General features: G+C 63.7%; 21 protein-coding genes. 11 read left to right on the forward strand and 10 right to left on the reverse strand.

The features are described 5' to 3' along the window. Positions 1–61: 61 nt before the first annotated feature. The gene (locus TV39_RS09115; RefSeq protein WP_160292494.1) at positions 62–928 is read left to right on the forward strand and encodes an alpha/beta fold hydrolase; all 867 of its coding nucleotides are present in this window, start codon (positions 62–64) and stop codon (positions 926–928) included. A gap of 24 nt (positions 929–952) precedes the next feature. On the opposite strand, the gene TV39_RS09120 is transcribed toward TV39_RS09115, so the two are convergent. Further along, positions 953–1,591, reverse strand: a complete 639-nt coding sequence (locus TV39_RS09120) for a TetR/AcrR family transcriptional regulator (protein WP_043480761.1) — start codon at positions 1,589–1,591, stop codon at positions 953–955. 173 nt (positions 1,592–1,764) lie between these two features. Between TV39_RS09120 and TV39_RS09125 the strand changes: the two genes are divergently transcribed. From TV39_RS09125 to TV39_RS09155, 7 genes are all read left to right on the forward strand, one after another. Next, the gene (locus TV39_RS09125) at positions 1,765–3,279 is read left to right on the forward strand and encodes an ABC transporter substrate-binding protein (protein ID WP_043480764.1); all 1,515 of its coding nucleotides are present in this window, start codon (positions 1,765–1,767) and stop codon (positions 3,277–3,279) included. A 67-nt stretch (positions 3,280–3,346) separates the two neighbouring features. Then, complete coding sequence (locus tag TV39_RS09130; RefSeq protein ID WP_043480766.1) at positions 3,347–4,288, forward strand: ABC transporter permease; 942 nt, start codon at positions 3,347–3,349, stop codon at positions 4,286–4,288. After that, positions 4,285–6,102: a dipeptide/oligopeptide/nickel ABC transporter permease/ATP-binding protein gene (locus TV39_RS09135; protein WP_043480768.1), complete on the forward strand. Its 1,818-nt coding sequence runs from the start codon at positions 4,285–4,287 to the stop codon at positions 6,100–6,102. Before TV39_RS09130 ends, TV39_RS09135 begins: the two co-directional genes overlap by 4 nt. Continuing rightward, on the forward strand, positions 6,099–6,959 hold the full coding sequence (locus tag TV39_RS09140; protein WP_043480769.1) for an ATP-binding cassette domain-containing protein: 861 nt from the start codon (positions 6,099–6,101) through the stop codon (positions 6,957–6,959). Before TV39_RS09135 ends, TV39_RS09140 begins: the two co-directional genes overlap by 4 nt. A gap of 56 nt (positions 6,960–7,015) precedes the next feature. Further along, positions 7,016–9,505 carry a beta-glucosidase gene (locus TV39_RS09145; protein ID WP_043480770.1) on the forward strand — a complete coding sequence of 830 codons (2,490 nt, stop codon included), beginning with the start codon at positions 7,016–7,018 and terminating at the stop codon, positions 9,503–9,505. A 38-nt stretch (positions 9,506–9,543) separates the two neighbouring features. After that, complete coding sequence (locus TV39_RS09150) at positions 9,544–10,491, forward strand: alpha/beta hydrolase (protein WP_052500541.1); 948 nt, start codon at positions 9,544–9,546, stop codon at positions 10,489–10,491. A gap of 3 nt (positions 10,492–10,494) precedes the next feature. Then, positions 10,495–11,661 (forward strand): serine hydrolase domain-containing protein, encoded by a 1,167-nt coding sequence (locus tag TV39_RS09155; RefSeq protein ID WP_043480771.1) that lies wholly within the window; start codon positions 10,495–10,497, stop codon positions 11,659–11,661. Between the two features lie 124 nt (positions 11,662–11,785). Here TV39_RS09155 and TV39_RS09160 read toward each other — a convergent pair whose 3' ends face one another. From TV39_RS09160 to TV39_RS09200, 9 genes are all read right to left on the reverse strand, one after another. Further along, positions 11,786–12,355, reverse strand: coding sequence for an adenylate kinase (locus TV39_RS09160; protein WP_200890988.1), 570 nt, complete (start codon positions 12,353–12,355; stop codon positions 11,786–11,788). Positions 12,356–12,415: 60 nt separating this feature from the next. Continuing rightward, positions 12,416–13,171, reverse strand: coding sequence for a maleylpyruvate isomerase family mycothiol-dependent enzyme (locus tag TV39_RS09165; RefSeq protein ID WP_043480775.1), 756 nt, complete (start codon positions 13,169–13,171; stop codon positions 12,416–12,418). After that, complete coding sequence (locus tag TV39_RS09170; RefSeq protein ID WP_043480776.1) at positions 13,171–13,998, reverse strand: fumarylacetoacetate hydrolase family protein; 828 nt, start codon at positions 13,996–13,998, stop codon at positions 13,171–13,173. Before TV39_RS09170 ends, TV39_RS09165 begins: the two co-directional genes overlap by 1 nt. After that, complete coding sequence (locus TV39_RS09175; RefSeq protein ID WP_043480778.1) at positions 13,995–15,119, reverse strand: cupin domain-containing protein; 1,125 nt, start codon at positions 15,117–15,119, stop codon at positions 13,995–13,997. The genes TV39_RS09170 and TV39_RS09175 overlap by 4 nt, the downstream gene beginning before the upstream one ends. Before the next feature lie 9 nt (positions 15,120–15,128). After that, entirely contained in the window at positions 15,129–16,802 is a 1,674-nt protein-coding gene (locus TV39_RS09180) for a (2,3-dihydroxybenzoyl)adenylate synthase (protein ID WP_043480781.1), read from the reverse strand. Beyond that, positions 16,799–18,835 (reverse strand): acetate--CoA ligase family protein, encoded by a 2,037-nt coding sequence (locus TV39_RS09185; protein ID WP_043480783.1) that lies wholly within the window; start codon positions 18,833–18,835, stop codon positions 16,799–16,801. Before TV39_RS09185 ends, TV39_RS09180 begins: the two co-directional genes overlap by 4 nt. Next, on the reverse strand, positions 18,828–20,402 hold the full coding sequence (locus TV39_RS09190; RefSeq protein ID WP_043480786.1) for an FAD-dependent monooxygenase: 1,575 nt from the start codon (positions 20,400–20,402) through the stop codon (positions 18,828–18,830). The genes TV39_RS09185 and TV39_RS09190 overlap by 8 nt, the downstream gene beginning before the upstream one ends. 89 nt (positions 20,403–20,491) lie before the next feature. Continuing rightward, positions 20,492–21,328, reverse strand: coding sequence for a PaaX family transcriptional regulator (locus tag TV39_RS09195; RefSeq protein ID WP_043480788.1), 837 nt, complete (start codon positions 21,326–21,328; stop codon positions 20,492–20,494). 105 nt (positions 21,329–21,433) lie between these two features. Continuing rightward, the gene (locus tag TV39_RS09200) at positions 21,434–22,267 is read right to left on the reverse strand and encodes a PaaX family transcriptional regulator (protein ID WP_043480789.1); all 834 of its coding nucleotides are present in this window, start codon (positions 22,265–22,267) and stop codon (positions 21,434–21,436) included. 178 nt (positions 22,268–22,445) lie between these two features. Between TV39_RS09200 and TV39_RS09205 the strand changes: the two genes are divergently transcribed. The 3 genes from TV39_RS09205 to TV39_RS09215 are packed head-to-tail and all read left to right on the forward strand — an operon-like array spanning position 22,446 to position 26,452. Continuing rightward, positions 22,446–23,804 (forward strand): MFS transporter, encoded by a 1,359-nt coding sequence (locus TV39_RS09205; protein ID WP_043480791.1) that lies wholly within the window; start codon positions 22,446–22,448, stop codon positions 23,802–23,804. A gap of 57 nt (positions 23,805–23,861) precedes the next feature. Then, a complete protein-coding gene (locus tag TV39_RS09210; RefSeq protein ID WP_043480793.1) occupies positions 23,862–25,313 on the forward strand; it encodes an aldehyde dehydrogenase in 1,452 nt (483 codons plus the stop codon). A 38-nt stretch (positions 25,314–25,351) separates the two neighbouring features. Beyond that, positions 25,352–26,452 (forward strand): NAD(P)-dependent alcohol dehydrogenase, encoded by a 1,101-nt coding sequence (locus TV39_RS09215; protein WP_043480895.1) that lies wholly within the window; start codon positions 25,352–25,354, stop codon positions 26,450–26,452. The last annotated feature ends 48 nt before the right edge of the window (positions 26,453–26,500 follow it).

A 26,500-nucleotide genomic window follows, 5' to 3' on the forward strand; every position in this document is an offset into this window, starting at 1 on the left:
CAGCAAAGACCTTGTGAACAGAATCCGGGCGAAACCCTGGCGAAAATGCACGCTCCGGAGCATGACGGTATGCGCCGCGAAGAATGTACAACCCTCGTTGCCCAAGGAGGCGCAATTGACTGGTCATGAAAAGTCGTTTCGAACCACAGACGGTGTTCGCCTTGTCTATGACGACCACGGCTCCGGCCCCGCCGTTCTGCTGGTGCATGGGTTTACGTGCAGTGCTGCGCACTGGGCGTTCCAGCGTGAGGCGCTCGTCGCTGCGGGCTATCGAACGCTGGCCCTTGACTTGAGATTCCATGGCCGTTCAGACTCGCCGGCCAGCGGTCAGCGCGTGTCCCGGCTGGGGAAAGACATCGGGGAATGGATCGAGCATCTGGAACTGGACGATGTGGCCCTGGTTGGACATTCCTTAGGAGTCTCCGTTTGTCTCGCCTACTTTGATCTCTTCGGCACGGAGCGCGTGAGAGCGTTCGCGGCCATTGACCAGTCGCCGAAACTAGTGAATGACGAGACATGGGCCTGGGGCGTGAGATCCGTCGAGTGGACCAATGTGTGGGACGCCGTAAACGGCCGATTTCAATGGGGCAACCCGGCCCTGGAGCCGCCGATGCCGCCGCATGTGGGGGAACTCCTTGCCGAAGCCGGCAGCCCCGCTGATTTCCCCGTAGGGGCAGTGCTCCCGCTGCTGGCGGATCATTTCACTGCCGACTGGCGGGACGTTGTTCCGACCGTCGATGCCCCAGCCTGGGTTGCCACCGGCCGGCACTCGCCATCATTTCCGCTTGAAGGTATGGAGTGGTTTGCCGGGACTCTGCCGGACTCCTCCCTGTCCGTGTTTGAAAACAGCGGACACTGCCCTCACTGGAACGAACCCGAGGAGTTCAATCGGGAACTGCTCGCTTTTCTCGGGCGGCCCCTGCGGTAGGTGGCGCCGGGGCCTCGCTGCCCCCTAAAACGTCTCCGTGGTGATGGCGCGCAGGAAGGCCTTCAGTTCCGCAGCCATGTCCACGGAATTGTTGTCCAGAAGCCATTGCAGCTGCAGCCCGTCCATCAGTGCCACCAGCTGCCGAGACGCTACGGCCGGCACTACCCCCGGCCGCAGGCTGCCACGCCTATCCAGGTCGGAAAACGCCTGGCTGCCGACGTTTCGGACCCAGTCGTAGCGTCGCTGAAAGTACTCATGGGCGGGGTGCGTCGGGTCCGTCGACTCGGCTGACAAGACGCAATGCAGCGCAACCAGTCCCGGTACCGTCGCGTTGTTGTGCACCAGCCGGATAATGCCGTTCAGCGTATCGGTACCGTTGTCGGTCACGATCCCGGCCCCCGCCCAGGAGTCCTCATCGCGAAGGGTGAGAACGGCCTCCAAAAGTGCTTCTTTGCTGGGGAAATGATGGAGAAGGCCGGTTTTTGTAAGGCCGATCTTGTCGGCAATGTCCTGGATGGATCCGGCTCGATAGCCGGACGTCGAGAAAACCTCGAACGCGGCCGCGAGGATCTCCTGACGCCGTCCCTCCGTCTTGGCATAGCTTCCGCGGGGCCGCCCGCGGCGTGGAACTTTGGCGACAGCACTTGCCGCTGTTTCAGTCATCTGAAAACTCTAACAACCTTCTCCGGAGCCCACGCCGCGCCCGTGCGCCGCGTCACAATCGCTCAGGCACTGCACCGTATTTTTAAAAACGTACCACCTAGTCGGTTTTCGTGCTACGGTCTTTCCCATTGGCAGTCCATGGTGGACGCCACTGACCGTGAAAGGGACCAAAGATGTTCCGATCTAAGCGAATGGCCGCCGTTGTTGCCGCCGTTGCCCTGAGCCTCACCGGCTGCGCAGCCGGTGGAGAGGCTCCTGCAGCACAGACTTCACAAACACTGACCCTGGGCACACTGATGGCGCCCAAGTCCTTCGCGGCTGGGGACTCTGACTTCGCCAATGTGTCGCCTTTCTACCAGGCGGTCTATGACACCCTGCTCCGCATGGAGCCGGACGGCACTCTGGTTCCGATGCTGGCGAGCGAGTGGCAGTACAACGCAGCCAAAACTGTCCTGACCCTGAAGCTGCGGGATGACGTAAAGTTCACCGACGGCACCGCTTTCAATGCCGACGCCGCCAAGCAGAACCTCGAGCGCTTCAAAGCCGGCACGTCTGCGGACGCGCAGTTCCTCGCTGCGCTCCAGAGCGCCAGGGCTGTGGATGCCACCACCTTGGAGCTCACCCTCTCGGCTCCGGACCCGGCGTTCCTGGGGTACCTGTCCAAGGATGCTTCGTTCATGCAGAGCCCGGCGTCCTTCGCCAACACGGACATTGCAACCAACCCGGTCGGCTCGGGACCCTACGTTTTGGATACCGCCGCGACCGTCACCGGAACGTCCTACAGCTACAAGCGGAACCCGGACTATTGGGACAAGGACCTGGTTCACTACGACAACCTGGTCCTGAATGTCTACCCGGAACAGACCTCGCTGCTGAGCGCCGTCAAGTCCGGCACCCTCAACGGCTCACTCATCGATATCGCGATGATTCAGGAGGCCGAAGCCGCCGGCTACAAGAACAACCCGTTCGAGGGCAACTGGGTTGGATTGATCCTGTTTGACCGCGCGGGTACTACCAACCCCGCTCTCAAAGACGTCCGCGTGCGCCAGGCATTGAATTATGCCTTCGATACGAAAGCTCTTCTGGATTCTGTAAACCAGGGCCGCGGCACGACCACCACGCAGGTTTTCCCGCCCTCCTCGGCTGCCTACGACGAATCTCTGGACTCCCGCTACGCCTATGACCCCGCCAAGGCCAAAGCGCTTCTGGCCGAAGCCGGCTACGCCAGCCTGACGTTGAAGATGCCTTCCACGCCGCTGGTGAACAGCGCGGTATTTGCGTTGATAACCCAGCAGCTGAAGGACGTCGGAGTCACTGTCGAGACTGTCGACGCCGGTAACAACTTCATTGCCGACCTGCTGGCCGCGAAGTACGCGGCAAGTTACATGATCCTGGAGCAACAGTCCGACTGGCAGTTGATCAACATGAAAATCGCTCCGAACGCGGCATGGAATCCCTATAAGTACGCCGACCCCAAGGTAGACGAACTGGTCAAGAAAATTAACCTCGGTACCGAGGAGGAGCAGAAGTCCTCGGCCAAGGAGCTGAACAAGTACATCGTCGAACAGGCCTGGTTCGCGCCGTGGTACCGCCCGCAGAACAGCTTTGTGACTGACGCCAAGACCACGGTCGAGCTTCAGACGGGCAACGTCTACCCGTTCATCTGGTCCTTTACTCCCGCCTCCTAGCGGAGGGCTGCCGGTCCGGGCCCTGAACCCGGTCCGGCAGCCTCTGTCACCCCCTAAGGATTTTCGAATGTACCGATTCGTGCTGCGGCGCCTGCTCTCGGGTGTCCTCCTGCTGTTCGTTATCACCACTGTCGCCTACCTGCTGTTATATGCGGGCGGCGGTGACATCGCCCGCCGCATCGTGGGCCCTACTGCCAGCGATGCCCAGGTGGCGCTGAAGGCCAGCCAGCTGGGACTGGACCGTCCCCTCGTTGTCCAGTACTGGGACTGGCTCACCGGTGCACTAACTGGCGACCTCGGCCGGTCCTGGTTCAACGGCCAGCTTGTGAGCGCCGGCGTCGGCAGCCGTCTGCCCGTGACCCTCTCGCTGGTCCTAGGTGCCACCATCATCGCGGCGGTCGTCTCTGTCGTCGTGGCGGTCTGGGCCGCGGTCCGCCGCGGCTGGGTTGACCGTGTAGTCCAGTTTGTAGGCGTCCTCGGCTTCGCCATCCCGGGTTTCCTCATTGCCCTCGGCCTGGTCTCCCTCTTTGCACTGAACCTTAAATGGTTCAAAGCCACCGGTTACGTCCCGATTACGACGTCGTTCGGCGGCTGGGCGGCAACCGTCACCCTGCCGATCATTGCCCTCTCCATAGGCTGCATTGCCGCCGTGGTCCAGCAGATCCGCGGCTCACTGATTGACGCGCTCCGTCAGGACTACGTGCGGACGCTGCGCGCCCGCGGACTCTCCTTCAACTGCGTGGTCTACAAGCACGTGTTGCGCAACGCCGGCGGCCCCGCCTTGGCAGTGCTTGCAGTGCAGTTCATCGGTTTGCTGGGCGGTGCCGTCATCGTTGAACAGATCTTCGCCCTGCCCGGCCTGGGGCAAATCACTGTTGCCGCCACCGGCCAAGGTGACATTCCCGTCGTGATGGGAGTGGTCGTGGCGACCGCCGCCATCGTCGTGATCGTCAACCTCATCATCGACCTCGCCCAAGGCTGGCTCAACCCGAAAGTTCGGCTGTCATGATCGAAACACCCCTAGCAGTGCCCGCCGGGGCGGCCAAGGTTTCCTTGTTCCGCAGGCTCCTGACCCACCCGACCGGTGTCGTTTCAATGGTCCTCCTTGTCCTGGTGGCGCTGGCGTCCGTCCTTGCGCCCCTGCTGGCAACCCACGACCCCAACACCGCGAGTGTCCAACATGTGCTGGCAAAGGCTGGCTCCGGGCACATTCTGGGCGCAGACAGTGCCGGCCGCGACGTGTTAAGCCGGCTGCTCTTCGCGGGCCAGTTCAGCCTCGCCGGTGCCCTCCTCGCCCTCGCTGTGGCGCTTGTCCTCGGTGTCACCGCCGGCTTGGCCGCGGGGTACTACGGCGGCTGGTTTGACTCCGCGTCCTCATGGCTCACCGGACTGTTGATGGCACTTCCCGGCATGGTGGTGCTGCTGGCTGCCCGCGCTGTGGTTGGCCCGTCCATGTGGCTCTCGATGATGATCTTCGGTGTGCTGCTGTCGCCGGCGTTCTTCCGACTGGTGTACGCCTCGGTCACGGCGGTCCGCAACGAGCTGTATGTCGACGCAGCACGCGTCTCCGGGCTCAGCGACGTCCGGATCATCGGCCGCCACATCCTTACCGTGGTCCGGGCACCTGTCATCATCCAGTCCGCCATGGTCCTCGGCATTGCCATCGCCATCCAGGCCGGCCTGGAGTTCCTCGGGTTGGGCGACAGGAACATCCCCACATGGGGCAGCATGCTCAACGACGGCTTCATCAACATCTTCAAGTCGCCCACCCTGGTGCTGTGGCCTGCTCTGGTCATCGGGCTGGTGTGCATAGCGCTGACTCTGCTGGCTAACGCAATGCGCGACGAACTCGAACGCAGCCGCGGACCGGTCAAGAAGAGCCGCAAAGCTGCTGCAGCCGGGGCAGCAGCCGACGCCGAAGGTGCCGCCGAGAAACGCGGTGTTGCCGCCGTCGTCCACGCTGACGAACCGAATGAAGACGCCGGCGAGATCCTGTTGGAAGTCACTGACCTGGGCGTCGGCTACGACCAGCCGGACGGTTCCACCACCCACGTGGTGAACCACGTAAACCTGACCGTCCGCCGCGGCGAAGTCCACGGCCTGGTGGGCGAATCCGGATCCGGCAAGACGCAGACCGCGTTCTCCATCCTCCGGCTCCTGCCGCAGGGCGGACGCATTACTGGCGGCTCCATATTCTTTGAGGGCAAGGATCTGGCTCAACTGTCCGAGAAGGAGATGACGAAGGTCCGCGGAAAACGCATCGCCTATATCCCGCAGGAACCCATGTCGAACCTGGATTCCGCCTTCACCATCGGCAGCCAGCTCATGGAGCCCATGCGGGTCTGCCTGGGCATCTCCAAGGCCGAAGCCCGCAAACGGGCCCTGGCCCTGTTGGCGCGGGTGGGCATCCCCAACCCGGAACGCACCTTCGACGCTTACCCGCACCAGATCTCCGGCGGCATGGCACAGCGCGTCCTGATCGCGGGGGCCGTCTCGTGCGAACCGGACCTGCTCATCGCCGACGAACCGACTACCGCCCTCGACGTCACAGTGCAGGCCGAAGTCTTGAACCTGCTCCGCGAACTTCAGGACGAACTGAACATGGGCGTCATCCTGGTGACCCACAACTTCGGCGTGGTGGCCGACCTTTGCGACCGCGTCACGGTGATGCAGACCGGAAGGGTGGTGGAGACCGGACCCGTGCGCTCCATCTTCAACCACGCCCAACACCCGTACACCCGCCAGTTGCTCGGAGCGATTCTCGAGGACACGGCACCCCGCGGGCACTACACCCTCAAGGAATTGAACGGAGTCACCTCATGACAGATGCCCTGCTCGATATTAAGGACGTCGTGGTCGAATACCCCTCCAAGGGTTTCCGTAAGGAACCGTTCAAGGCGCTCAAGGGCGTGTCCTTGGACATCCGGCAGGGGGAGACCGTGGGCCTGGTGGGTGAATCCGGGTCCGGCAAGACCACCCTCGGCCGCGCCGTGCTGGGACTTGCACCGGTAACCGGCGGCAGCATCAAGTACCGCGGCCAGGAAATCTCCAAGGCCACCCGGGCCCGGCGCAGGGACCTCAGCCATGAGATCCAGGTCGTCTTCCAGGACCCCTATACGTCGCTGAACCCGTCCATGACCATCGAGCAGATCCTCACCGAACCGCTCACCGTCCGCAAAGTGGGGCGTCGGGCCGCTAACGAGCGCGTAGCCGAGCTCCTGGACCAGGTGCGGCTGCCACCAGGTGCCGCGCACCGGCTGCCACGGGAATTCTCCGGCGGCCAGCGCCAGCGTGTCGCCATTGCCCGTGCCCTGGCCCTGGACCCGAAGCTGATCGTGTGCGACGAGCCTGTCTCTGCCTTGGACCTCTCCACCCAGGCCCGCGTTATGGAACTGTTCATCGAGATTCAGGAACGCATCGGGGTGGCCTACCTCTTTGTCTCTCACGACCTCGCCGTTGTCCGGCACCTCAGCCACCGTGTGGCCGTGATGTACCACGGCGAGATTGTCGAATGGGGCGGCGGCGAACAGGTCACCGGAGCGCCGGAACATCCCTACACGCAGCGGCTGTTCATGGCTGCGCCGATCCCTGATCCCGACCGGCAGGCTCAACACCGCGCCGACAGGCTACGGCTGCTGGAACTACAGCGCGAACAAGACGTTCAGGCCAGCGTCGTCTGACCGGCATCCACCTGAGCATCGACACGTCCTACGCACCGACAGCCAAGAAAGCCACCATGGAAACCATCACTTCCGATACCCGCGCCACTGATGAGAGCGCAACCGGCGGGCGGCTCACGGCCCTCCTGGCTGAACTCAGCCTCGAGGAAAAGGTCCGGTTATTGACCGGCCGTGACTTTTGGACCACGTGGCCGATCGCAAAGATCGGTCTGCGCCGGATGCTGTTCTCAGACGGCCCCACAGGCGTCCGTGGCGAGGCCTGGGATGAGCGCGAACCGTCCATGAACTTTCCCTCGGCCGCAGCGATCAGCTCTTCCTGGGACCCGGCGATCGCGGACCGGCTTGGTGCCGCGTCCGCTGTCGAGGCCCGTCGCAAAGGCGTGGACGTTGTTCTGGGACCTACCATCAACCTGCACCGCTCGCCGCTGGGGGGCCGGCACTTCGAGGCGTTTAGCGAGGACCCCGTCTTAACGGCTGAGCTTGCCGCCGCCTACGTGGCCGGTGTGCAGCGCAATGGCGTGGCCGCTACCCCGAAGCACTACATCGCCAACGATTCCGAAACGGACCGCTTCACCGTGGACGTGAAGGTTGGCGACCGGCCCCTGCGCGAGATCTACCTTCTCGCATTTGAAAAGGCCATCGTCGAGTCCAAGGCGTGGCTGGTGATGAGCGCCTACAACTCCATCAATGGCACAACCGCCACTGAGCACGGCCTGCTGGAAACCCCGCTGAATAGCGAGTGGGGCTTTGACGGCGTGGTTATCAGCGACTGGACGGCCGTCCGCAGCGTCAACAGCGCCATCGCGTCCCAGGACCTGGCCATGCCCGGCCCCGAGGGGCCCTGGGGCGCGGCCCTGGTGGTGGCCGTCAAGTGCGGCCGGGTTCCCGAGGCCGCCATCGACCGCAAGGTGCTCCGGATCCTGCAGCTCGCCGCCCGTGTTGGCGCACTGGAAGGCTTCGACGCCGTCCAGCCCCATCCGGCAGACCGGGAAGACCTCATCGCGTTTGCCCGCGGAGCTTCCGCAGCCGGGACAGTGATGGTGAAGAACGACGGCGTGCTGCCGCTGGCGCAGGCCGCGCTCGGCAAAGTGGCGGTGATCGGGCACAACGCCCGCTATGCCCGGACCCAGGGCGGCGGCTCCGCCACCGTGGTGCCGGAAAAGATCGTCAGCCCGCTCGACGGGATTCGCGCCGCTTTCGGTCCGGACAACGTCAGTTACAGCGTCGGCGCCGTGGTGCAGGAAGGCATCACGGAGCTTCCCTTGGATCAGATCACCAACCCGGTCACCGGCGCTCCCGGAGTGCGGGTCCGGTTCCTCGATGCGAGTGGCGGAGAACTCTTTGCAGAGCACCGACGCTCCACCGCGTTGGTGTGGTTCGGCGGGGACGCGCCCATCGCGGCGTCTTCCACGGTCCAGTTCCACACTCTCTTTACCCCGGAAGAAACCGGACCGGTCCGGCTGGGATTCTCCACCGTGGGTCACGGCCGGATCTTCGTGGACGGCGTACTGGCCCGCGAAGCAACCATCGAGGCTGCCGGCACGGACTTAGGAGCGGCGTTTCTTGCCCCGCCATCCGCCTCGGTCGAGATCCGGGGGACGGCAGGGGTGCAGTTGCAAGTCCGGATCGAACTCGACCTTGCGAACCGTTCCGGTGCCCTGGCCAACGCGCTGGCCGTCACCTTCGGCGTGGAAGCGGACAACAGCCACCCCGACGCCCTGATCGACGAGGCTGTCGAGGCGGCCCGCGCAGCCGACGTCGCCGTCGTTGTCGTAGGTACGAACTCCAGCGTCGAATCAGAAGGCTACGACCGTACCTCCCTGGAAATGCCGGGCCTGCAGGACCGCTTGGTCCACGCCGTGGCCGCCGCCAACCCCCGCACCGTAGTCATCGTTAACTCCGGCGCCCCGGTCCTGCTGCCTTGGCGGGACGAAGTGGGCGCAATCCTGATCGGCTACTTCGGCGGCCAGGAATTCGGGCACGCCCTCACCGATATCCTGACCGGCGCTACCGAACCCGGCGGCCGCCTCCCCACAACCTGGCCCGCCAGCCTGCGCGATGTACCCGTCATTAACGTCACCCCGGAGGCAGACGGAACGCTGACCTACGACGAAGGCATCCACATCGGCTACCGGGCCTGGCTCAAAGCCGGCACTAAGCCCGCGTACGAATTTGGCTTCGGACTCGGCTACACCGACTGGGCTCTTGACGGCGTCAGCGTCCCCGGCTCCGCTGCTCCCGGCTCCGTCGTCCCCCTCACGGTTACCTTGACCAACTCAGGGGTGCGGTCCGGCAAGAACGTGGTCCAGGTTTATGCCGAAAAGCCCGGTTCCGCCGTCGACCGCCCCGTTCGCTGGCTCGTTGCCTCCACCCCCGTCTGGGCCGAGCCAGGTGAAACCATCACCGCTGAGCTGCAGCTGCCCACCCGGCTCCTGGCCTACTGGGACAACGGCTGGATCTACGAACCCGGCGAATACACCCTTCGCATCGGCACGTCCGTCACAGCCCTGCCGCTCGAAACCACTCTGGAACTGATTCGAAACTGAGCATTTCTCAACGACTGAATAGGGAGAAAATCAAAGATATGGGCGAGAGCAGCACGGAAACCCAGAACACCCTCGACGCCAGGCAGTTGATACGCGAGGTGGAGCTGAATGGACCTCCTCCTGATCTTCGTAGCGACACCGACAACGAGTCGTTACTGACCATTTACCCGGAGCTGGCTGCTGTGTCGACGCTCGATATTGCGGTCCCCGTTTCTGAGGCTGGCGTTCCAGGACGGCTCTATCGTGCACCCGGCGTAGCGTCCGCCGGGTTCGTCTGGGTCCACGGCGGCGCGTTTATTGCCGGAGACCTGAACATGCCGGAGGCCCACTGGGTGAGCCTGCATCTGGCGTCCCAAGGCATCTCGGTGCTCTCGCTTGACTACCGCAAGGCACTTCACGGGATGACGTACCCCGAACCGTCAAACGACGTCCTGGCCGGGTGGCTTTGGGCACTTGAAAATGTTAGTGAGTTCGGGCTGGAAACCGCGGAAGACCTTCACCTCGGCGGGGCGAGCGCGGGGGCCGCCCTGACTGCCGCGCTGACCGGACGGCTCAGGGACGGTGCAGGGAAAATGCCTGCGTCCTTGGTGCTCGCCTACCCCCTTGTCCACGCCAAGCTTCCCCCGATCAGTGAGGAGCTCATGGCGAAGATTGAGGGCATTCCGGCGGAATTGGTTTTTACGCCGGAGTTCGTCCGCGAAGTGAATCTCAATTTCGCTGGCAGCGAGGACAATTTTGGAGATCCTCACGCCTTTGCCGGAGTCGGCAGCCTTGTTGGATTTCCCCCTGTCTACATCATCAATTCCGAGGCCGACACCCTGCGTGCATCGGGAGAATTGTTCGCGGCTCAATTGGAGGCGGCAGGAGTTCCCGTCCGGGTGGAAATCGAACCCGGAAGTACCCATGGACACCTGGACCACCCTCACTCCGCCCCTGGCAGGAATTCTGTCCACCGGATGGTCCGGTGGCTTCGTGAAAGGTACTGAGCTATGCCCGCCGTCACGGCACCAACCCGCAATCAGTCCACAGGCACCGTAGCACCCGGTTTCGAAGCGGTACGCGATGAATTCGATGCATACCTGTCCGAAGACCCGAACTACAGCGCCCAGCTGGCCGTCTACTGGAAGGACCAACTTGTGGTCGATCTGGTTGGAGGAGACGGACTTACTGCCGACACAATCACAGGAACGTTCTCCGCAACAAAAGGCGTCGCAGCCATCACGCTGGGGACGTTGATTGGATCGGGTGAACTCGATCTGGATCAAACCGTGGCTCACTACTGGCCGGAATTCAGTGCCCACGGGAAGGGTGCGATCCTCGTCCGCGAGCTGCTGTCGCACCAGGCCGGGCTCGTCAACGTGGACGGCGGGCTGGCCGATGCCGACATCCTTGACTCGAACCTCGCCGCGCCAAAGCTTGCCGAACAGCGGCCGTTCTGGCGCCCCGGTACCGCTTTCGGCTACCACGGCCTGACCATCGGCACCTTCATGGAGGAGCTGGTACGGCGCATCACGGGCCAATCCCTGCAGGAACTCTACGATGCCGCCGTCCGCGCACCTCGCGCCATCGATTTCTGGCTCGGCCTGCCGGCGTCCCACGAGAACCGGTTCGAAGCGCTCCGTCCGGCGCATCCAACGGCCGAACAGCTGGCAACGATGAGCCAAAGCCCGATGTCGCCGGACGGCCTGGGCGCCCTGATGTTCAACGGTGTCAACAATATTGTGCCGCCGAACCTCGGGCCCTACTCACCCAATCTGCGCGAAGTACGGGCCGCCGGACCAGCCGCATTAGGTGGCATTGGATCGGCGAGAGGACTCGCGCAGGTTTATGCCGCCGCCATTGGCCTGACAGGGGAGGCGCTTCTTGACCCCGATACTCTCGCCGCAATGGGGCAGCAGCAAGTGTGGGGCGTCGACCGGGTCCTGAACTTCCCGACGGCGTTTGGGGTCGTGTTCATGAAGCCTCGCCCCGGCAGTGATTTCGGCAGCTTCCAAGCGGTGGGACATGATGGGGCTGGCGGGGCTCTGGGATATGCAGACCCCCTCTACGATGTCAGCTTCGGCTACATACCTTTGCAGATGCAACTCCCTGGCGGCGCCGATGCCAGGGCGCTTTACCTCTCGCAAACTGTGCGTACCGCGATACGCCAAAGCTAGAGGGCATGTGCCTGCTGATGCGGTGTGTGGCCTTGACGGACCCTGAACAACAGCAAACAGCGACGGCCACCCGCAAAAGCGGGTGGCCGTCGCTGTTAGGTGCCTTCCACACGGATGTTCTTTGCTAAGCTGCCTGCGCTGCCTTGATGGCCCGCATCACGCGGTCGGTGACTTCGTCGATGGCGCCGATGCCGTCAACCTGGGTCAGGATGCCGCGCTCGGCATACTTGGCCACAACGGCCTCGGTCTGCTCGTGGTAGAGATCCAGCCGGTGGCGGATGACGGCTTCATTGTCATCGCTGCGGCCGGTTTCCTTGGCACGGCCCAGGAGGCGGTGCACCAGTTCCTCGTCATCGGCGGTCAACTGCAGGACAACGTCCAGCTTCTGCTCACCGTTGGCGAGGATCTCATCGAGGTAGTCCACCTGCGAAGTGGTGCGCGGGTAACCGTCCAGCAGGAAGCCGCCGTCGACGTCGTCCTCGCTCAGGCGGTCGCGCACCATCTTGTTGGTGACGCTGTCCGGCACGAAATCGCCGGCATCCATGTACTTCTTGGCCTCCACGCCCAGCGGCGTCTCACCCTTGACGTTGGTGCGGAAGATATCGCCGGTTGAGATCGCAACGACGCCGAGGCGCTCGGAGATCCGATCCGCCTGCGTTCCCTTGCCGGACCCGGGAGGTCCGATAATCAACATTCTCGTCATCGCAAAAGCCCTTCGTAGTGACGTTGTTGTAGCTGCGCGTCTATCCGGGCGCTAGATCCATTTGGGTGCTGCAGGCACAGGACTGCCGGCGCTCGACCCGAGAACCTCCACACCCTGGGTGCCGCGGCCGGTGGCCCATTGGGTGATGGCAGCGAGCGGGCCGGAGATGACTGTTGGTGTTGCGGCGCCGGTGTCGCCGAACGTCATCGCGTCCGGCTGGTCGGTGACTCTGATGAGCAGTCCGGTGTCGGTGCCTCGGGTGTGCCAGGCGCCGGTGATGTCTTTGAGCAGGCGTGTCAGGACCGGGGCGGGGATGTCGTTGAAGGTTGCGCCGTTGTCCAGGTCCACGGCGTGGACCCAGACTTCGCGGGTCCGCATCCACACGGTTTCCTCGGCCGGGACGATCCGGCCCTGGGCTGTTTTGACTTTGTGGTGCCAGGCTTCTGCCGGGAGGTCCCGCCATTCGACGTTCAGGTGCACCGCGGAGTGGTCGAACAGGTGCCGCAACGCGATCGGCGGAAGGGTCGCACCGAAGTTGATTTCGTGGTCCCGCACCGACGTGGAGGCGTACATGGGCGTCTCCACGCCGGTCGCTGCCCACTCGATGAGCCGCGCGATGGCCCGCGCGTTGTAGCCGATGTGGGCCGTGACGTGCCGGCGGGTCCAGCCCGGCAGCAGCGAATCCCCGTCAAGGTCCGCGTCGGAGAGCTCGTTGAGCTTGCGGGCAAAGAACGCCGTGCCCCGCCGTGCCTGCAGCAAACCCTCAAGGAGGACCGGGTCCGTGGTCTGGTCGGCGCGGGCGACCATCAGGCTTCCTTGACCACGCGGTTGCTCAGCTGGCCCAGGCCCTCGATGGTGGTGACCAGGATCTGGCCTTCCTGCAGGTAGCGCTTGGGATCCTGGGCGTGTCCCACACCGCCCGGAGTGCCGGTCGCGATCACATCGCCGGGGTTCAGCGTGATGATCGTGGAGATATAGGAGACCAGGAACTCCGGGGTGAACACGAGGTCCCCGGTCGGGGTGCTCTGCTGGACCTCACCGTCCACGGCCGAGGTCATCAGCGGCCCTGCGGTGAACTCATCCTGCGTGACAAGGGCGGGGCCGAACGGGGTGGAGTTCTCCCAGGTCTTGCCCTGGAGCCACTGGATGGTGCGGAACTGGTAGTCACGCATGGACACATCGTTCAGCACCGAGTACCCGGCGATGTAATCCTTGGCGTCGGCTTCGCTGATCCGGCGGCCCTTCTTGCCGATCACCACGGCGAGTTCGGCTTCCCAGTCCACGGTGTCCGATTCCTGCGGCAGCGCCAGGTCATCGTTCGGGCCGATCAGGGATTCCTGGTACTTCGCGAACAGGGTGGGGAACTCCGGGATTTCCCGGCCCATTTCCTTGATGTGGTTGCGGTAGTTGTGGCCCACGCAGATAATCTTCCCCGGGAACGGAACCACCGGGGCGAGGTCCGCGCCCTCGACCGGGTGCGTCGCGCCGTTCGCGGCGGCGGCGATGGACTCCCAGGCGGAATCCTTCAGGAGCGCTCCCACATCGGAGAACCCGTCGATTTCGGTCAGGGTGGTCCCGTCCTGGCGGACAGCCCGGGTCGTGCCGTTCGCGGTGCGGAGGGTGAGGAGTCTCATGCGTTCTTGCGTCCTTCGATGTAGGTGCGGTTGAAGTTCAGTCGTTCGAAAATGGGGGCGTCACTGAACCGGAAGAGGTCGAATTCGCTCCCGGCCTGCAGGGACCACTCGGCCCAGGACGGGACAACGAAAAGGTCGCCCTTTTCCAGGTTCCTAACCTCGCCGTTCAGGACCACGGAACCGGTTCCTTCGAAGACCTGCCAGACGCTGGAGCCGACCTCACGGACGCCCTGGGTGGACGCGCCGGCGCGGAGGCGGTGGAACTCGGCCCGGATGGTGGGCATCACGTCCCCGCCCGTGGTGGGGTTCGTGTACCGGACGGCGGCGTGGCCCTGGGACACGGTGGCCGGGTGGCCCTCGTCCTCAAGCAAAAGCTGCTCGCGCAGGGCCCGGTCGGTGTATTCCCAGCGGTACGCCGCGATGGGGGAGCTGGTGGTGTCATCCAGGCCCGAAAGCGGACGCAGCCCCGGGTGGGCCCAGAGCCGCTCGGAACGGGAAATGTCCGGGGTGGCCTCATCGGTGACCCGCTCGGTGCCGAACTCGAAGAACCCGGCGTCCGCGTAATGCACGAACGGAATGTCCAGCCCGTCAATCCAGGCCATCGGCTCATCAGTGTCATTGTGGTGGCCGTGGAAGTTCCAGCCCGGGGTCAGCAGGAAATCGCCGCGGGACATCCGGACCGGGTCCCCGTTCACCACGGTCCACACGCCTTCACCCTCGACGACGAAGCGGAAGGCGTTCTGCGAGTGGCGGTGCTCCGGGGCGGTCTCACGGGCCCCGAGGTACTGGATCGCAGCCCACAGCGTCGGGGTCGCGTACGGGGTACCTGCCAGGCCCGGGTTGGCCAGCGCAATGGCCCGGCGCTCCCCGCCGCGGCCCACCGGCACCAGGTCACCGGCACGGGCAGCCAGCGGATACAGATCGCTCCAGCGCCACACATGCGGCACCGCCTTCGGGGACGGGACCATCGGCATCAAATCACCGATCTCAGTCCACAAAGGAATCAGGTTCTCCCGGTCAAAATCCCGGTACAGCTCCTGCAGCTGGGCAGCCTCTTCAGGCGTCGGCTCCGGCAGGGCGTGGCTGGCAGCAACTGACTCATGGGTGATGTTCTCAGTCATGGCAATCCTCTACTTTGAGTGGGCGCCGGCGGTAGCCAGGCGTTCAGCGATGTCGGCCCGGAGGTCCTTCTTATTGATCTTTCCGACCTTGGTCGTGGGCAGCTCGTCGACAACGACGAGATGTTCAGGGATCTTGAACGCAGCCACACCGGTCCGGCGCAGCATCTCCTGGATCTGTTCCAGGGTTACTTCGCACCCTGGTTTGACCGTGATGTACAGGCAGAGCCGTTCGCCGAGCATCTGGTCCGGCATGGCGACCGCGGCCGCCATGGTCACGTCGTCGATCCGGTAGACCAGGCTTTCGATTTCCTCGGCCGAGATCTTTTCTCCACCACGGTTAATCATGTCTTTGTCGCGTCCCTGGACGATCAGGTTTCCGTCAGGGCGCCGCTCCACGATGTCACCGCTGGCGTACCAGCCATCCGGGGTGAAAGCCCGGGCGTTGGCTTCCGGCGCGCGGTAATATCCCCGAGGCGTATAGGGTCCGCGGGTCAGGATGGAGCCGGGGACGCCGTCCGGCAGGTCGTCGCCGGCCTCATTGACGATGCGCACCTCGTCGGCTTCGGACACGGGGCGGCCCTGTGTAGTGCAGATGACGTCTTCGGGATCGTCCAGCCGGGTGGTGTTGATGAGCCCCTCGGCCATGCCGAAGACCTGCTGCAAGGTGGCACCCAGGACGGGCTTCACTTTCCGCGCAATCTCGTCGGGCAGTCGTGAGCCGCCGACTTGGAGCACCTCAAGGCTGGCCAGCTGATTGGTGCCTGCTTCCTGCTGGTACTCGATCCATCTCTGTGCGACGGCCGGGACAGCAGTGGAGAGTGTCACTCCCTCGCGTTCGATAGCGGCGAACGCCTTTCGTGGTTCCGGACTTGGCAGCATGATCACGCGGCCGCCGGCGAACAGAATTCCGAGGATGCCCGGGCACGCCAGCGGGAAGTTGTGGCTCGCCGGCAGGGTGCCCAGGTAAACGGTGTCCTCCGAAACTCCCGTGGGAACTGAAGTTGCCTTGATGTTGTAGGCGTAGTCGTTGTGGGTTCTGGTGATCAGTTTGGGCAGTCCTGTGGTTCCACCGGAGAGCAGGAACAGCGCCGGTGAGTCCGGTGAAGGCGCGGCGGCGTCGAGTCTTGCGCGGGCGTCCGCGACGTCCTTTGCAGGGGCCAGAATTTCCTCGAGACGTGCGTTCAGGGGCCTTGCTGCACCGGAAACGAGGATGATCTCCAAGGACGGGATGCTTGCCGCAAGTTCTTCGGCCATTGCCTGGTGGTCAAAGTCCTTGATGACGTCCGGAACTGCGATGGCGCGCGATTCGGAGAGTTCCGTGAGGAAGGAGAGCTCGTATTGGCGGTGTGCAGGCAGAGCCATGACCGGGATAATGCCGGCCCGGAAGCATGCCAGGGTCAGCACCGTGAACTGCCAGCCGTTGGGCAACTGGACCATGATACGGTCATCCGCTTTGAGGCCCAGCTGCAGGAGGCGTTCCGCGGCCGCATCCATTCTGTTGGCCAGCTCGGCGTAGCTGAGCCGAACGTCCCCGTCCACAATCGCGATCTTTTCCGGCAACCGGTCGGCAGTTTCCAGCACGTACGCCCCCAGCGTGCGGTCTTCCCAGTAGCCCTTGCTTCGGAATTCGGCTGCCAGGTCTTCCGGCCACGGGATGGTGCCTTCACTGGTGTGGCTTGTCATTTAATGTCCTCCTCGACATTGATAACTACTGCATCCAGGGCTAGAAGCCCGTCATGGGTGAGGCGCAGGGGGTTGATTTCGATCTCGGCGATTTCGTCATTCGAGACAAGTGCATCGCCGAGCCTGACCAGCAGGCCTGCCAGCTCCGCTGTCTCCAGCATCGGCCCGGAACGGAAACCGTACAAGAGTTCCCGCGCCTGAAGATCTCCGGGCATGCCCTCGGCCACCCGCACCGAAAGGGGTGCGGACCGGATGGAAATATCCGCGAAGACTTCTGCAGCGGTGCCGCCCAGGCCCAGGACGACGATCGGTCCAAATACAGGATCACGGCGTACGCCGACTACCAGGTCGACGCCGGATGGAGCCATTGCTTCGATCAGGAATTCGCGGGCACCTGCGGCCTCCAGGCCGTCCAGGGCCCGGTCCATGGCCTCGGGGGAGTCCACCCCCAGATACACACCGCCGATCTCAGTCTTGTGCAGGACCGCGGCATCAAGCAGCTTGACCGCCACCGGACCTCCCAGCTCGGTGAAAGCGTCGTGGGCCTCGGCTCGGGAGCTGCAGCTGCGCCGCGCAGGCGTGGCAATACCGAGTGCGCCGAGGAGTTCCTTGGCCCGGTTTTCGTCCCAGGGCCCTTCCAGCTCCGGCCAGGTGAACACTCCAGCGGGTGCTTCGGCGCGCTGAAATTGTCCACGCGCGTCGTTGACGAGGGCTGTAATGCCGTGGGCCAGCGATGTCGGTCCGCTGATCAATGGCAGGTCGTGCTGGGCGGCTGACTTCCGGGCACGTTCCAGATCACCGTCAGGGCCGTCGACGCCGATCAGGAACGGCATCGTGCTGGCCACTCCGGAATTAGCCACAGCGAGAGGAAGATCGGCCACGGGTTCGGTCAGTCCGTACACCGCTACGAGATCGATGGCAGGGTCGGCTGCCACGGCGGCCACCACCTTCTCGTACCCGGGTCCCGGCCGGCCGGTGTCCACGGGGTTGGCCTGGAAGGTCAGCGGTGGCAGCAGCGTGCCGATGGTGTCCTGGCTCGTTTGTGCCAGACGCGGCAGGGTTACCCCGGCGCTGTGGAGTGCATCGGCGATCAGGAGTCCGGGGCCCGCCTGCCCGGTGATGAGTCCGACCCCGGGGTCCGCAGCCGGCTTGAGCCGGCGCCCCGCCAGGGCGGTGACGGCGGCAACGAGCTGGTTCTCGTCGTCGACGATCACGGCGCCCGCCTGCTTCAGGGCCGCACGCGTGGTTCGCCAGGATGTGGCCAGGGCGCCGGTGTGGGACTGGGCGAACTCGGACACGTCATTTTGCCCGACGACCAAAGCCACCACCGGTTTGACCGAACTGAGGCGCGAAACGGCGTCGTTGAGTGCCGGTCCGTCAGCGACGGTTTCCAGATGCAGCGCCACCGCCTTGGTTTGGTCATCATGGATCAAGTAGTCGAGGACATCGGGCGCGCTGATGTCCGTGCCCGCGCCGATTCCGACGGCCAGGCTGACGCCCGCTCCGGCTCGCTGCAGGTGGAAAGCGAGCACGTGATTTACTCCACCGCTTGCCGCCACAACGGCCACCGAACCCGGTTCAAGTTCTGCGACGCCGGGGACGAAGCTGGCGCGCAGGTTGCGGCGGGGGACGAAGAAGCCTGATGTGTTCGGGCCGAGCAGCCGTATTCCGGTTTCCTTGACAGCTGCCTCCACCTGCCGGGCGAATTCGACGCCGGGTCCGCCTGCTTCGGCGAAACCGCCGGCGCAGACCAGTGCCGCTTTGGCGCCGTTTGCTGCGCTGTCCCGAAGTGCCTGGGCTGTCGCAGCGGCAGGAACGCAAAGTACGGCCAGATCCGGACCGCCAGGAATCGCTGACGCGGCTTCGGCGATGCTGGTGTGCATGCCGTTTTCACCGCGGCTGTTGACGAGCTCAACAGGAGCCGGGTAGTTGGACAGTGACTGTGCCATAACGGCGCCGAGCTTTTCCGGGCTGGATGAGGCACCAACGACGATGATGCCGCGGGGTGCGAACAGCGGAGTCAGGCTATGCATTGGTTGCCTCCGCGCCTTGTACGGCAACGGCGTCTGCCCGGCCGGAGAGCACCAGCGTCAAAGCCGAAGCCGGGCCCTGGTCATCGACGATGACGCTTGTCAGACCGCGTCCAAGCCGGGCTTCCTCCGAAAGGAGGACGCGTGTGAACGGGTTGCCGCCCTGGATCACAACGAGGGCAGCCTCTGCAGGCAAGTGCTCAAAAGTGGCTGCCAGGCCGGCTTCCGTATCCGGCGCGATGAGCAGCAGTCCGGTATTGGCGTCGGCGTCGGCAGGGTCGGTGGTCAGGGGAATGCTGCCGCCGGGGCCCGTCAAAGTCAGCTTGCGGTCTTGTTCCGCCACCACGAGCTGGCGACCGGTGAACGCGACCGATCCTGCGCCGAGCGGTGTCTCGAGCGGCGTGCTGCCGTGCCTCGCCAGCCACTCCTGCTCCGCAGAGGCAACCAGCTCGGGATCGCGCTGGCGGATCTTGTCGATGTCGATGCTGCGGGAGAAGAAGTGGAAGGTGAACTGCGTGGGCTCGAAGGAGTTGTAGTAACGGGCGAAGTGTTCCCACCAGCTCAGTCCACCGCGCGCCTGGTTTTGGATCTTGGCAACCTGTGGCTGGCGTTCAGCCTCGTAGTTTGTGAAGGCGAGTTCAAGGTCGTCCTGATGTGCAGCGACCTCACGGACCAGCGAGATGGCGTCTTCCATCGCCATCTTCGTGCCGGAGCCGACGGAGAAGTGGGCGGTGTGGACGGCGTCGCCAAGCAGGACGACGTTGCCCTTGTGCCAGGACCGGGTCCGACGGGTGCGGAAATTCGCCCATCGGGAGTTGTTGGCTACGAGGGGCTCACCGGCGATGTCTTCGGCGAACAGTTTCTCCAGGAAGCGCTGGGTCTTCAGGTCTGAGGGCCCGGGCGGCTGGCTGGCATCGAATTCGTCGAGGCCGGCCTTCCGCCAGGTTTCCTCGTCGGTTTCGACAATGAAGGTGCTGAGATCGTCGCTGATCGGGTAGCCGTGGACGGCGAAGTTGCCGAATTCGCTTTGCCGGTGGACGAAGGTGAGTCCGCTGAACTTGTACGTGGTCCCGAACCAGATGAACTTGGCAGTTGCGGTCTCAGCGGTGTGGCCAAGGCTCTCGCCCAGCTGTTCGCGGGTGGAAGAGTTTGCGCCGTCTGCGCCGACGATCAGGTCGAAGTCGTCGAGCTGGGACAGGTCGGGCACATACTGGCCAAAGCGCATGTCGACGCCGACTTCCGCCGCCCGGTCCTGCATGAGCTTCAGGAGGGTCTTGCGGTAGATGGCGGCCATTCCGTTGCCGGTGAAGGACTTTTGTTCGCCTTTGAGCCAGACCTCGATGTCCTCCCAGTGTGTGCCGAAGTCACGGAGGCCGTTGCGGACAACGGGGTCGGCGTCGTTGATCCGGTTCAGCGTCGCGTCGGAGAAAACTACGCCAAAACCGAACGCGTCGGTCGCCTGGTTCCGCTCAAAGAGCACGACTTCAGCGTCGGGAACGGTTTGCTTGAACAGAGTTGAGAAGAACAGTCCGCCGGGACCGCCGCCAATGCAGGCTACGCGAAGTGCCATCGATGCCACCTTCTAAAAAGTTTGGGAAGTCAGTGAGAAAGCTCTCACCGAAATTATGTAACCATTCTACGCTGAACGTCAACTATTTGTTACAAGTAGTGGTCGGCCGTTACCGGAAGGACCTGCCTGCCGATGACTTCCTCGACGAACAGGCGGGCCTGCGGGCCCAGCTGCTCATGCACCCGGCTGAAAAGACTGAATGCCGCAGAGCCCGGCCAGTCCTTGGGCTGCAGCTCGCGCGGCAGTTCAGGGTCGCGAAAGGGGAAGCGGCGAAAATCGTCAGTGATCCGGGTGCGTTCCACCAGTGCCTGTTTGCCGTCTTTGGCGCTGTTGCTTTGTGCGTCATCAAGGTGCGCATATGAGGACAGGAAGTCCGTATAGTCGCGACTCAGGGACTCCAGATCCCAGCACCGCGCCGCCAGTTCGCGTGCCGCCGCCGCGTCATGGGAGCCGCACCAGAGGACGTTGACGCGGGCGCTTCCGTGCCGGGATGCGATCTCCTTTGCCTCCTTGGCGAGATCGTGAGGGGCCAGCCAGGTCGAGGGGGAGAGCTGGCCAAACCCCGCCCATGCCAACTGTTTGCGGAGCTGTTCACGCACCGCGCGGTCGGATTCCGGTACCTGATAGATGACCATGGTCCAGCGGCCGCTCCAGGGCTCCTCCTTGCGGCGGAAGATCCGCGGGCGGCCATTGGCGAGGATGTCGAGCATCTGGCCGCTCAGCGCGTAGACCGTCTCCCGGCCATCCCTGCGGGTGGTAAACCACCCCTCCTGCCTGAGGCGCGACATACTCACCCTCACGGTGCCGGGTTCCATGCCGAAAGCCGTCATGAGCTCGGTCAGTTCGCCGAGCTTAGCCTCACCGCCGGCGTAGCGAAGGTAGTCCCCAAAGAGATTAAGGACCAGCGACCGGGGTGTCTCCACCATGGGGACTCCTGCAATCGAAGTTAATGTAACGTATAGACTAACGGCCTGCGGTAAATTGTTACATATATGTACGCGTATGCAGCCCGAAAATGATCGGCGGGCTGCTTACGCCACGACCTCTTGACCCTGCCCGACGGGCTGGCCGATGATGCCGGAGACGAACTCCGTGGCTCCCGGACCGAGCTGGCGGTGCACTGCGCCAAACAAGCCGTATGCCTCACTGCTCGGCCATCCCTCGGGCTGCAGCTCCCTGGGCAGGTAGGGGTCCCGGAACGGAAAGCGGCGGAAGTCGCCGATGATTTGCATCCGCTCGATAAGTGCCGTGCGGCCGTCCTTGCCTGCATTCGCCGTCTCGTCATTGAGGGCTGAGTAGGTGCGGATGAACCCCTGGTAGTCTTCGCCGAGCTGCTTCAGGTCCCAGCATCGCGCGGCAAGGTCTCTGTCCTCCTCGAGGTCGCCGGTCCCGCACCAAAGCGCATCAACTTTTGCCAGCGGAAACTCGGCGGCGATCTCGCGGACCTCCGCCATGAGATCGTGAGGACTGAGCCAGGTCGACGGCGATAGCTGGCCGAACCCGTGCCAGGCAAGCTGCTTTCGGAGCTGTTCACGGACGGCGCGCTCAGATTCCGGCACCTGGTAAATGGCCATGGTCCAGCGTCCCTCCCAGCTCTCGTCCCGACGCCGGAAGATTCGTTCCCGGCCCTCGTCGAGGATCTCCAGCATGTGGGGAGTGAGGGTGTAGACCGTTTCCCGCCCTACGCGCCGGGTGGTGAACCACCCCTCCTTGCGAAGACGCGAAAGGTTGACCCGGACTGTGGCGGGCTCGATGTTGAAGACGGACAGGAGCTCGGTGATGTCTGCGAGCCTCACTTCACTCCCGGCATATCGGAGGTAGTCCCCGAATAGATCCAGGATCAGGGCTCTGGGTTTCCACTGCATAAGGCTCCTCCACTTCATATCTTTGGCGTCCGAATCAAACCGTCAATCACAAACATGCAACAGACCTGTTGACGAACAACATATTTATGTTACATTCGATTGTGGGTCAGATCACAGACGATAGACCCCCTCATCTCTGGCACAGCCACAAAGTCGTGTATATCACCTGGAGTCCCCAATGGCTTTTCAATCGCCTGCCTCACCTCCGGTTCGCCCTCATAAATCGGCAGCCGCTGTTATCTTTCTCTGCTTTCTGGCCATCGTCTTCGACGGATACGACCTGGTCGTCTACGGAGCCATAGTCCCCAAGCTCCTGGCATACGAACCCTGGGGCCTGACTCCAGTGCAGACCGGCGCCATCGGCAGCTACGCGCTGGCCGGAATGTTCATTGGCGCCATCCTCATCGGCTACCTTACGGACATTGTGGGGCGTCGGAAGATCATGATGATTTCCATTGCGTCCTTCTCGGTGCTGATGCTTCTGACCGCATGGGCGCCGACTCCGGAACTCTTCGGCTTGTTCCGTTTTCTCGCGGGCCTTGGACTGGGCGGTGTGATTCCGACGGCGATCGCGCTGACAGTGGAGTTCTCCAAGACGAACCGGCGCAACTTCAATAACGCCCTGATGTTCTCCGGTTACGCTGTGGGCGGCGTTCTTGCCGCACTACTCTCGCTCGCGTTCTTGCCCGCTCTCGGATTCCAGGGAATGCTGGCGCTGGGTGGCGTTCCACTCGTCGCCGTCGTTCCCTTGCTGTTCAAGTTCCTCCCCGAATCCCCTGCGTTTCTCGCAGTCAAGGGCGACCGGGCCCGGGCGGAACGCATTGTCGCCGATTACGGGCTGGAGCCGCTGCCTGCAGCACGGGTTGAAGGCGACGCACCCGTAGCTGGCCGTTTCCGCACCCTGCTGACCGGGCGACTGCTTGGAGCAATGATCCTCTTCTGCCTGGCCGGGGTCTGCGGCCAGACCCTCGTGTACGGGCTTAATACCTGGCTGCCGCAGCTCATGGTCATCGCCAAGTATTCGCTGGCCTCCTCCCTGACGTTCCTCCTCACGGTCAACATCGGCGCCGTCGTCGGCGTGCTGGTTTCCTCCCGACTCGCCGACCGCTTCGGTCCGCGGCCGGTCACTGCAACGGCTTTTGCCAGTTCAGGCATCGCCCTGGTTCTCATGGGAACGGGTCTTATGCCGCTTCCGGTCATGTATCTGCTCGTCGCAGTTGTTGGCTTCGGGTCCGTGGGAGCGCAGATCCTGGTCAACGGCTTCGTCGCCACCTACTTCTCCGGCGCAACGCGGGCCACAGCCCTTGGCATCACGCTCGGAATCGGACGAATCGGCGCTGTCCTGGCGATCTCAGGCGGAGGCGTTCTGGTTGCCGCCTCGCTGGGCAACTTCATCAACTTCTCCGTCTGGGCCATAGCAGCGGCAATCGGCGTAGTTGCGGTCCTGGCCGTGCCCCGCCTTTCCAGTGCGGCCGCCGCCGGCGCAGCTGCAGCACCTCCCGGACAGCATTCGTCCAGCACCACCGTCCACCACTAAGAACCGCGGAGCCGGTCCATCGCGCCGGCGACGCAGGCCACCAACTAAGGAGTCCACTTGCAGACGCAACTCATCATTGACAACCAGCCCCGAAGCGGCCGCGAAGGCAAGACCTTCGAACGACGAAACCCCCTGACCGGCGCAGTCGTGACCGAAGGCGCGGCGGCCGGAGTGGATGACGCTCTCGATGCGGTTGAATCGGCATCAAAGGCGTTCAGCACCTGGTCAACCACCGGCCCCACCGAACGCCGGGCCGTGATGCTGAAGGCCGCGGACATCATGGAGCGGCGCGGCCCCGAGTTCATCGAGACGATGATGTCAGAAGTCGGGGCGGCGCAGCTCTGGGCCGGGTTCAACGTCTTTCTCACCGCGCAACTGTTCCGTGAAGCGGCCGGGCTCGCCACCCAGATTCAGGGTGAGACCCTCCCGACGGACAAGCCGGGAACGCTCTCGATGACTGTCCGGCAACCCGCCGGAGTGGTTCTCAGCATGGCCCCCTGGAACGGGGCCGGCGTGCTTGCGGCCCGGGCGATCGCTTACCCCATCGTCTGCGGCAACACGGTGGTCTTCCGCGCCTCGGAAACAAGCCCGAAGACCCATGCCATCATCGCAGAGGTCCTGTATGAGGCCGGACTCCCGGCCGGTGTCCTCAACTTCCTCACAAGTACTGCTGAGGACTCGGAGCGGGTCGTGGAAGCGATCATTGCGCATCCGGCGGTGCGCCGGATCAACTTCACCGGGTCAACCGCAGTGGGACGCATCATCGCGGAGAAGGCCGCCCGCCATCTCAAGCCCGCACTGCTCGAGCTGGGCGGCAAGGCTCCGTTCGTCGTCCTCGACGACGCTGACATTGACGGCGCCGTCAACGCGGCAGTCTTCGGCTCCTTCCTTTACCAGGGCCAGATTTGCATGTCGACGGAACGTTTCGTTGTTGACGAAAGCGTGGCCGACGAGTTTGTTTCCAAGTTCGCAGCACGGGCGGCCCAACTTAGCAGTGGAGACCCGATGGTCGACGACGCCTGCATCGTCGGGCCCATGATCCGTGAAGAGTCAGGCGCCCGGATCAACGGACTCATCGACGACGCGCTCTCCAAGGGAGCGGAACTGGTAGTCGGCGACCACGCCGACGGCGCGTCGATGCCCGCCACCATCATCGACAAAGTGCGGCCTGAGATGTCCATCTACGATGAGGAAACGTTCGGACCCATCACCACGGTTGTCCGCGTTTCCGGTGTCGAAGAGGCCGTCCTGGTAGCCAACGATACCGAGTACGGTCTCGCCGCTGCCGTTTTCGGAGCGGACAGCACCCGCGCACTGCAGGTTGCCATGCGCATTCAAGCCGGACACGTGCATGTCAACGGTGCTACCGTGCAGAACGAGGCGCAGGCTCCATACGGCGGCATGAAAAATAGTGGCTACGGCCGGTTCGACGGCAGGGCAGTCATCAACGAATTCACCGAGTTGAAGTGGATCACCGTTGAGCAGTCCGACCAGCAGTACCCGTTCTAAAGCAAAAGCCCCACGCAGCCGTAAAGGATGAAATGACCATGCAAGTAACTGCAGCTGTGGCCCGCGAGCCACGGCAACCCCTGACGATTGAACAGCTTGAGCTGGACGATCTCCGCCCGAACGAGGTACTCGTAAAGATGGTGGCCTCCGGTGTGTGCCACACGGACGCCATCGTCCGTGACCAGGTCTATCCCACGCCGCTGCCCGCAGTCCTTGGACACGAGGGAGCAGGAGTCGTGGAGCGGATCGGGAGTTCGGTGACCACCGTGCAGCCCGGCGACCACGTTCTGCTCGCAGCCGCCTACTGCGGTAAGTGCGACCGCTGCCGGTCCGGCGAAATGGCTTACTGCGAGAACCTCTTCGCGGCAGACTTCGGAGGCCGGAGGCCCGACGGGACCACTGCGCTGAGCAAGGACGGCGAGGTGATCTCCTCCCATTTCTTCGGACAATCGTCGTTCGCCACGTACGCGAACGTCGTCGAAGAAAGCGTCGTCCGGGTCGACTCGGACGTTCCCCTTGAGATCGTTGCCCCGCTCGGGTGCGGTATCCAGACCGGCGCCGGCGCCGTTCTCAACGAACTCAAGCCCGGCCTGAACAGCACGCTTGTGGTCATCGGCACCGGCGCTGTCGGATCCGGTGCCATCATGGCCGGCGGGATCGCTGGGTGCGCGCGGATCATCGCCGTTGACATCCACGCCTCCAGGCTCGACCTCGCGAAAGAACTTGGAGCGACGCATGTGATCAACACCAAGGAAACCGACCTGACGGATGAGATCCTGCGCTTGACGGACGGCCGCGGCGCTGACTACGTGGTGGACACAACTGCACGTCCGGAGCTGCTCCGCAAAGCAGCCGACGCCCTGGCCCTCCGGGGCACGCTGGCTCTGGTAGGCGCTGCTGCGCCCGGAACCGAGGTTGCCTTCGAGATCGGGCTGTCACTGGTCAAGGGATGGACGTTCAAAACGGTGATTCAGGGAAGCTCGGTACCGCAGGTGTTCATTCCCAAGCTCATCCAGTTGTGGAAGGACGGCCGGTTCCCCATGGACAAGCTGATGCGTAACTACAGCCTGAACGAGATCAACCAGGGGTTCGAAGACTCCGCCAAAGGAACAGTCATCAAGCCTGTCATCGTGTACTAGGGAGCGGCTGGTCTTGAGTCGCTGACTTTAGTCAGTTCATACGAAAGC

It is taken from the genome of Arthrobacter sp. SPG23 (genome assembly GCF_000876655.1).
Taxonomy (GTDB): Bacteria; Actinomycetota; Actinomycetes; order Actinomycetales; family Micrococcaceae; genus Arthrobacter.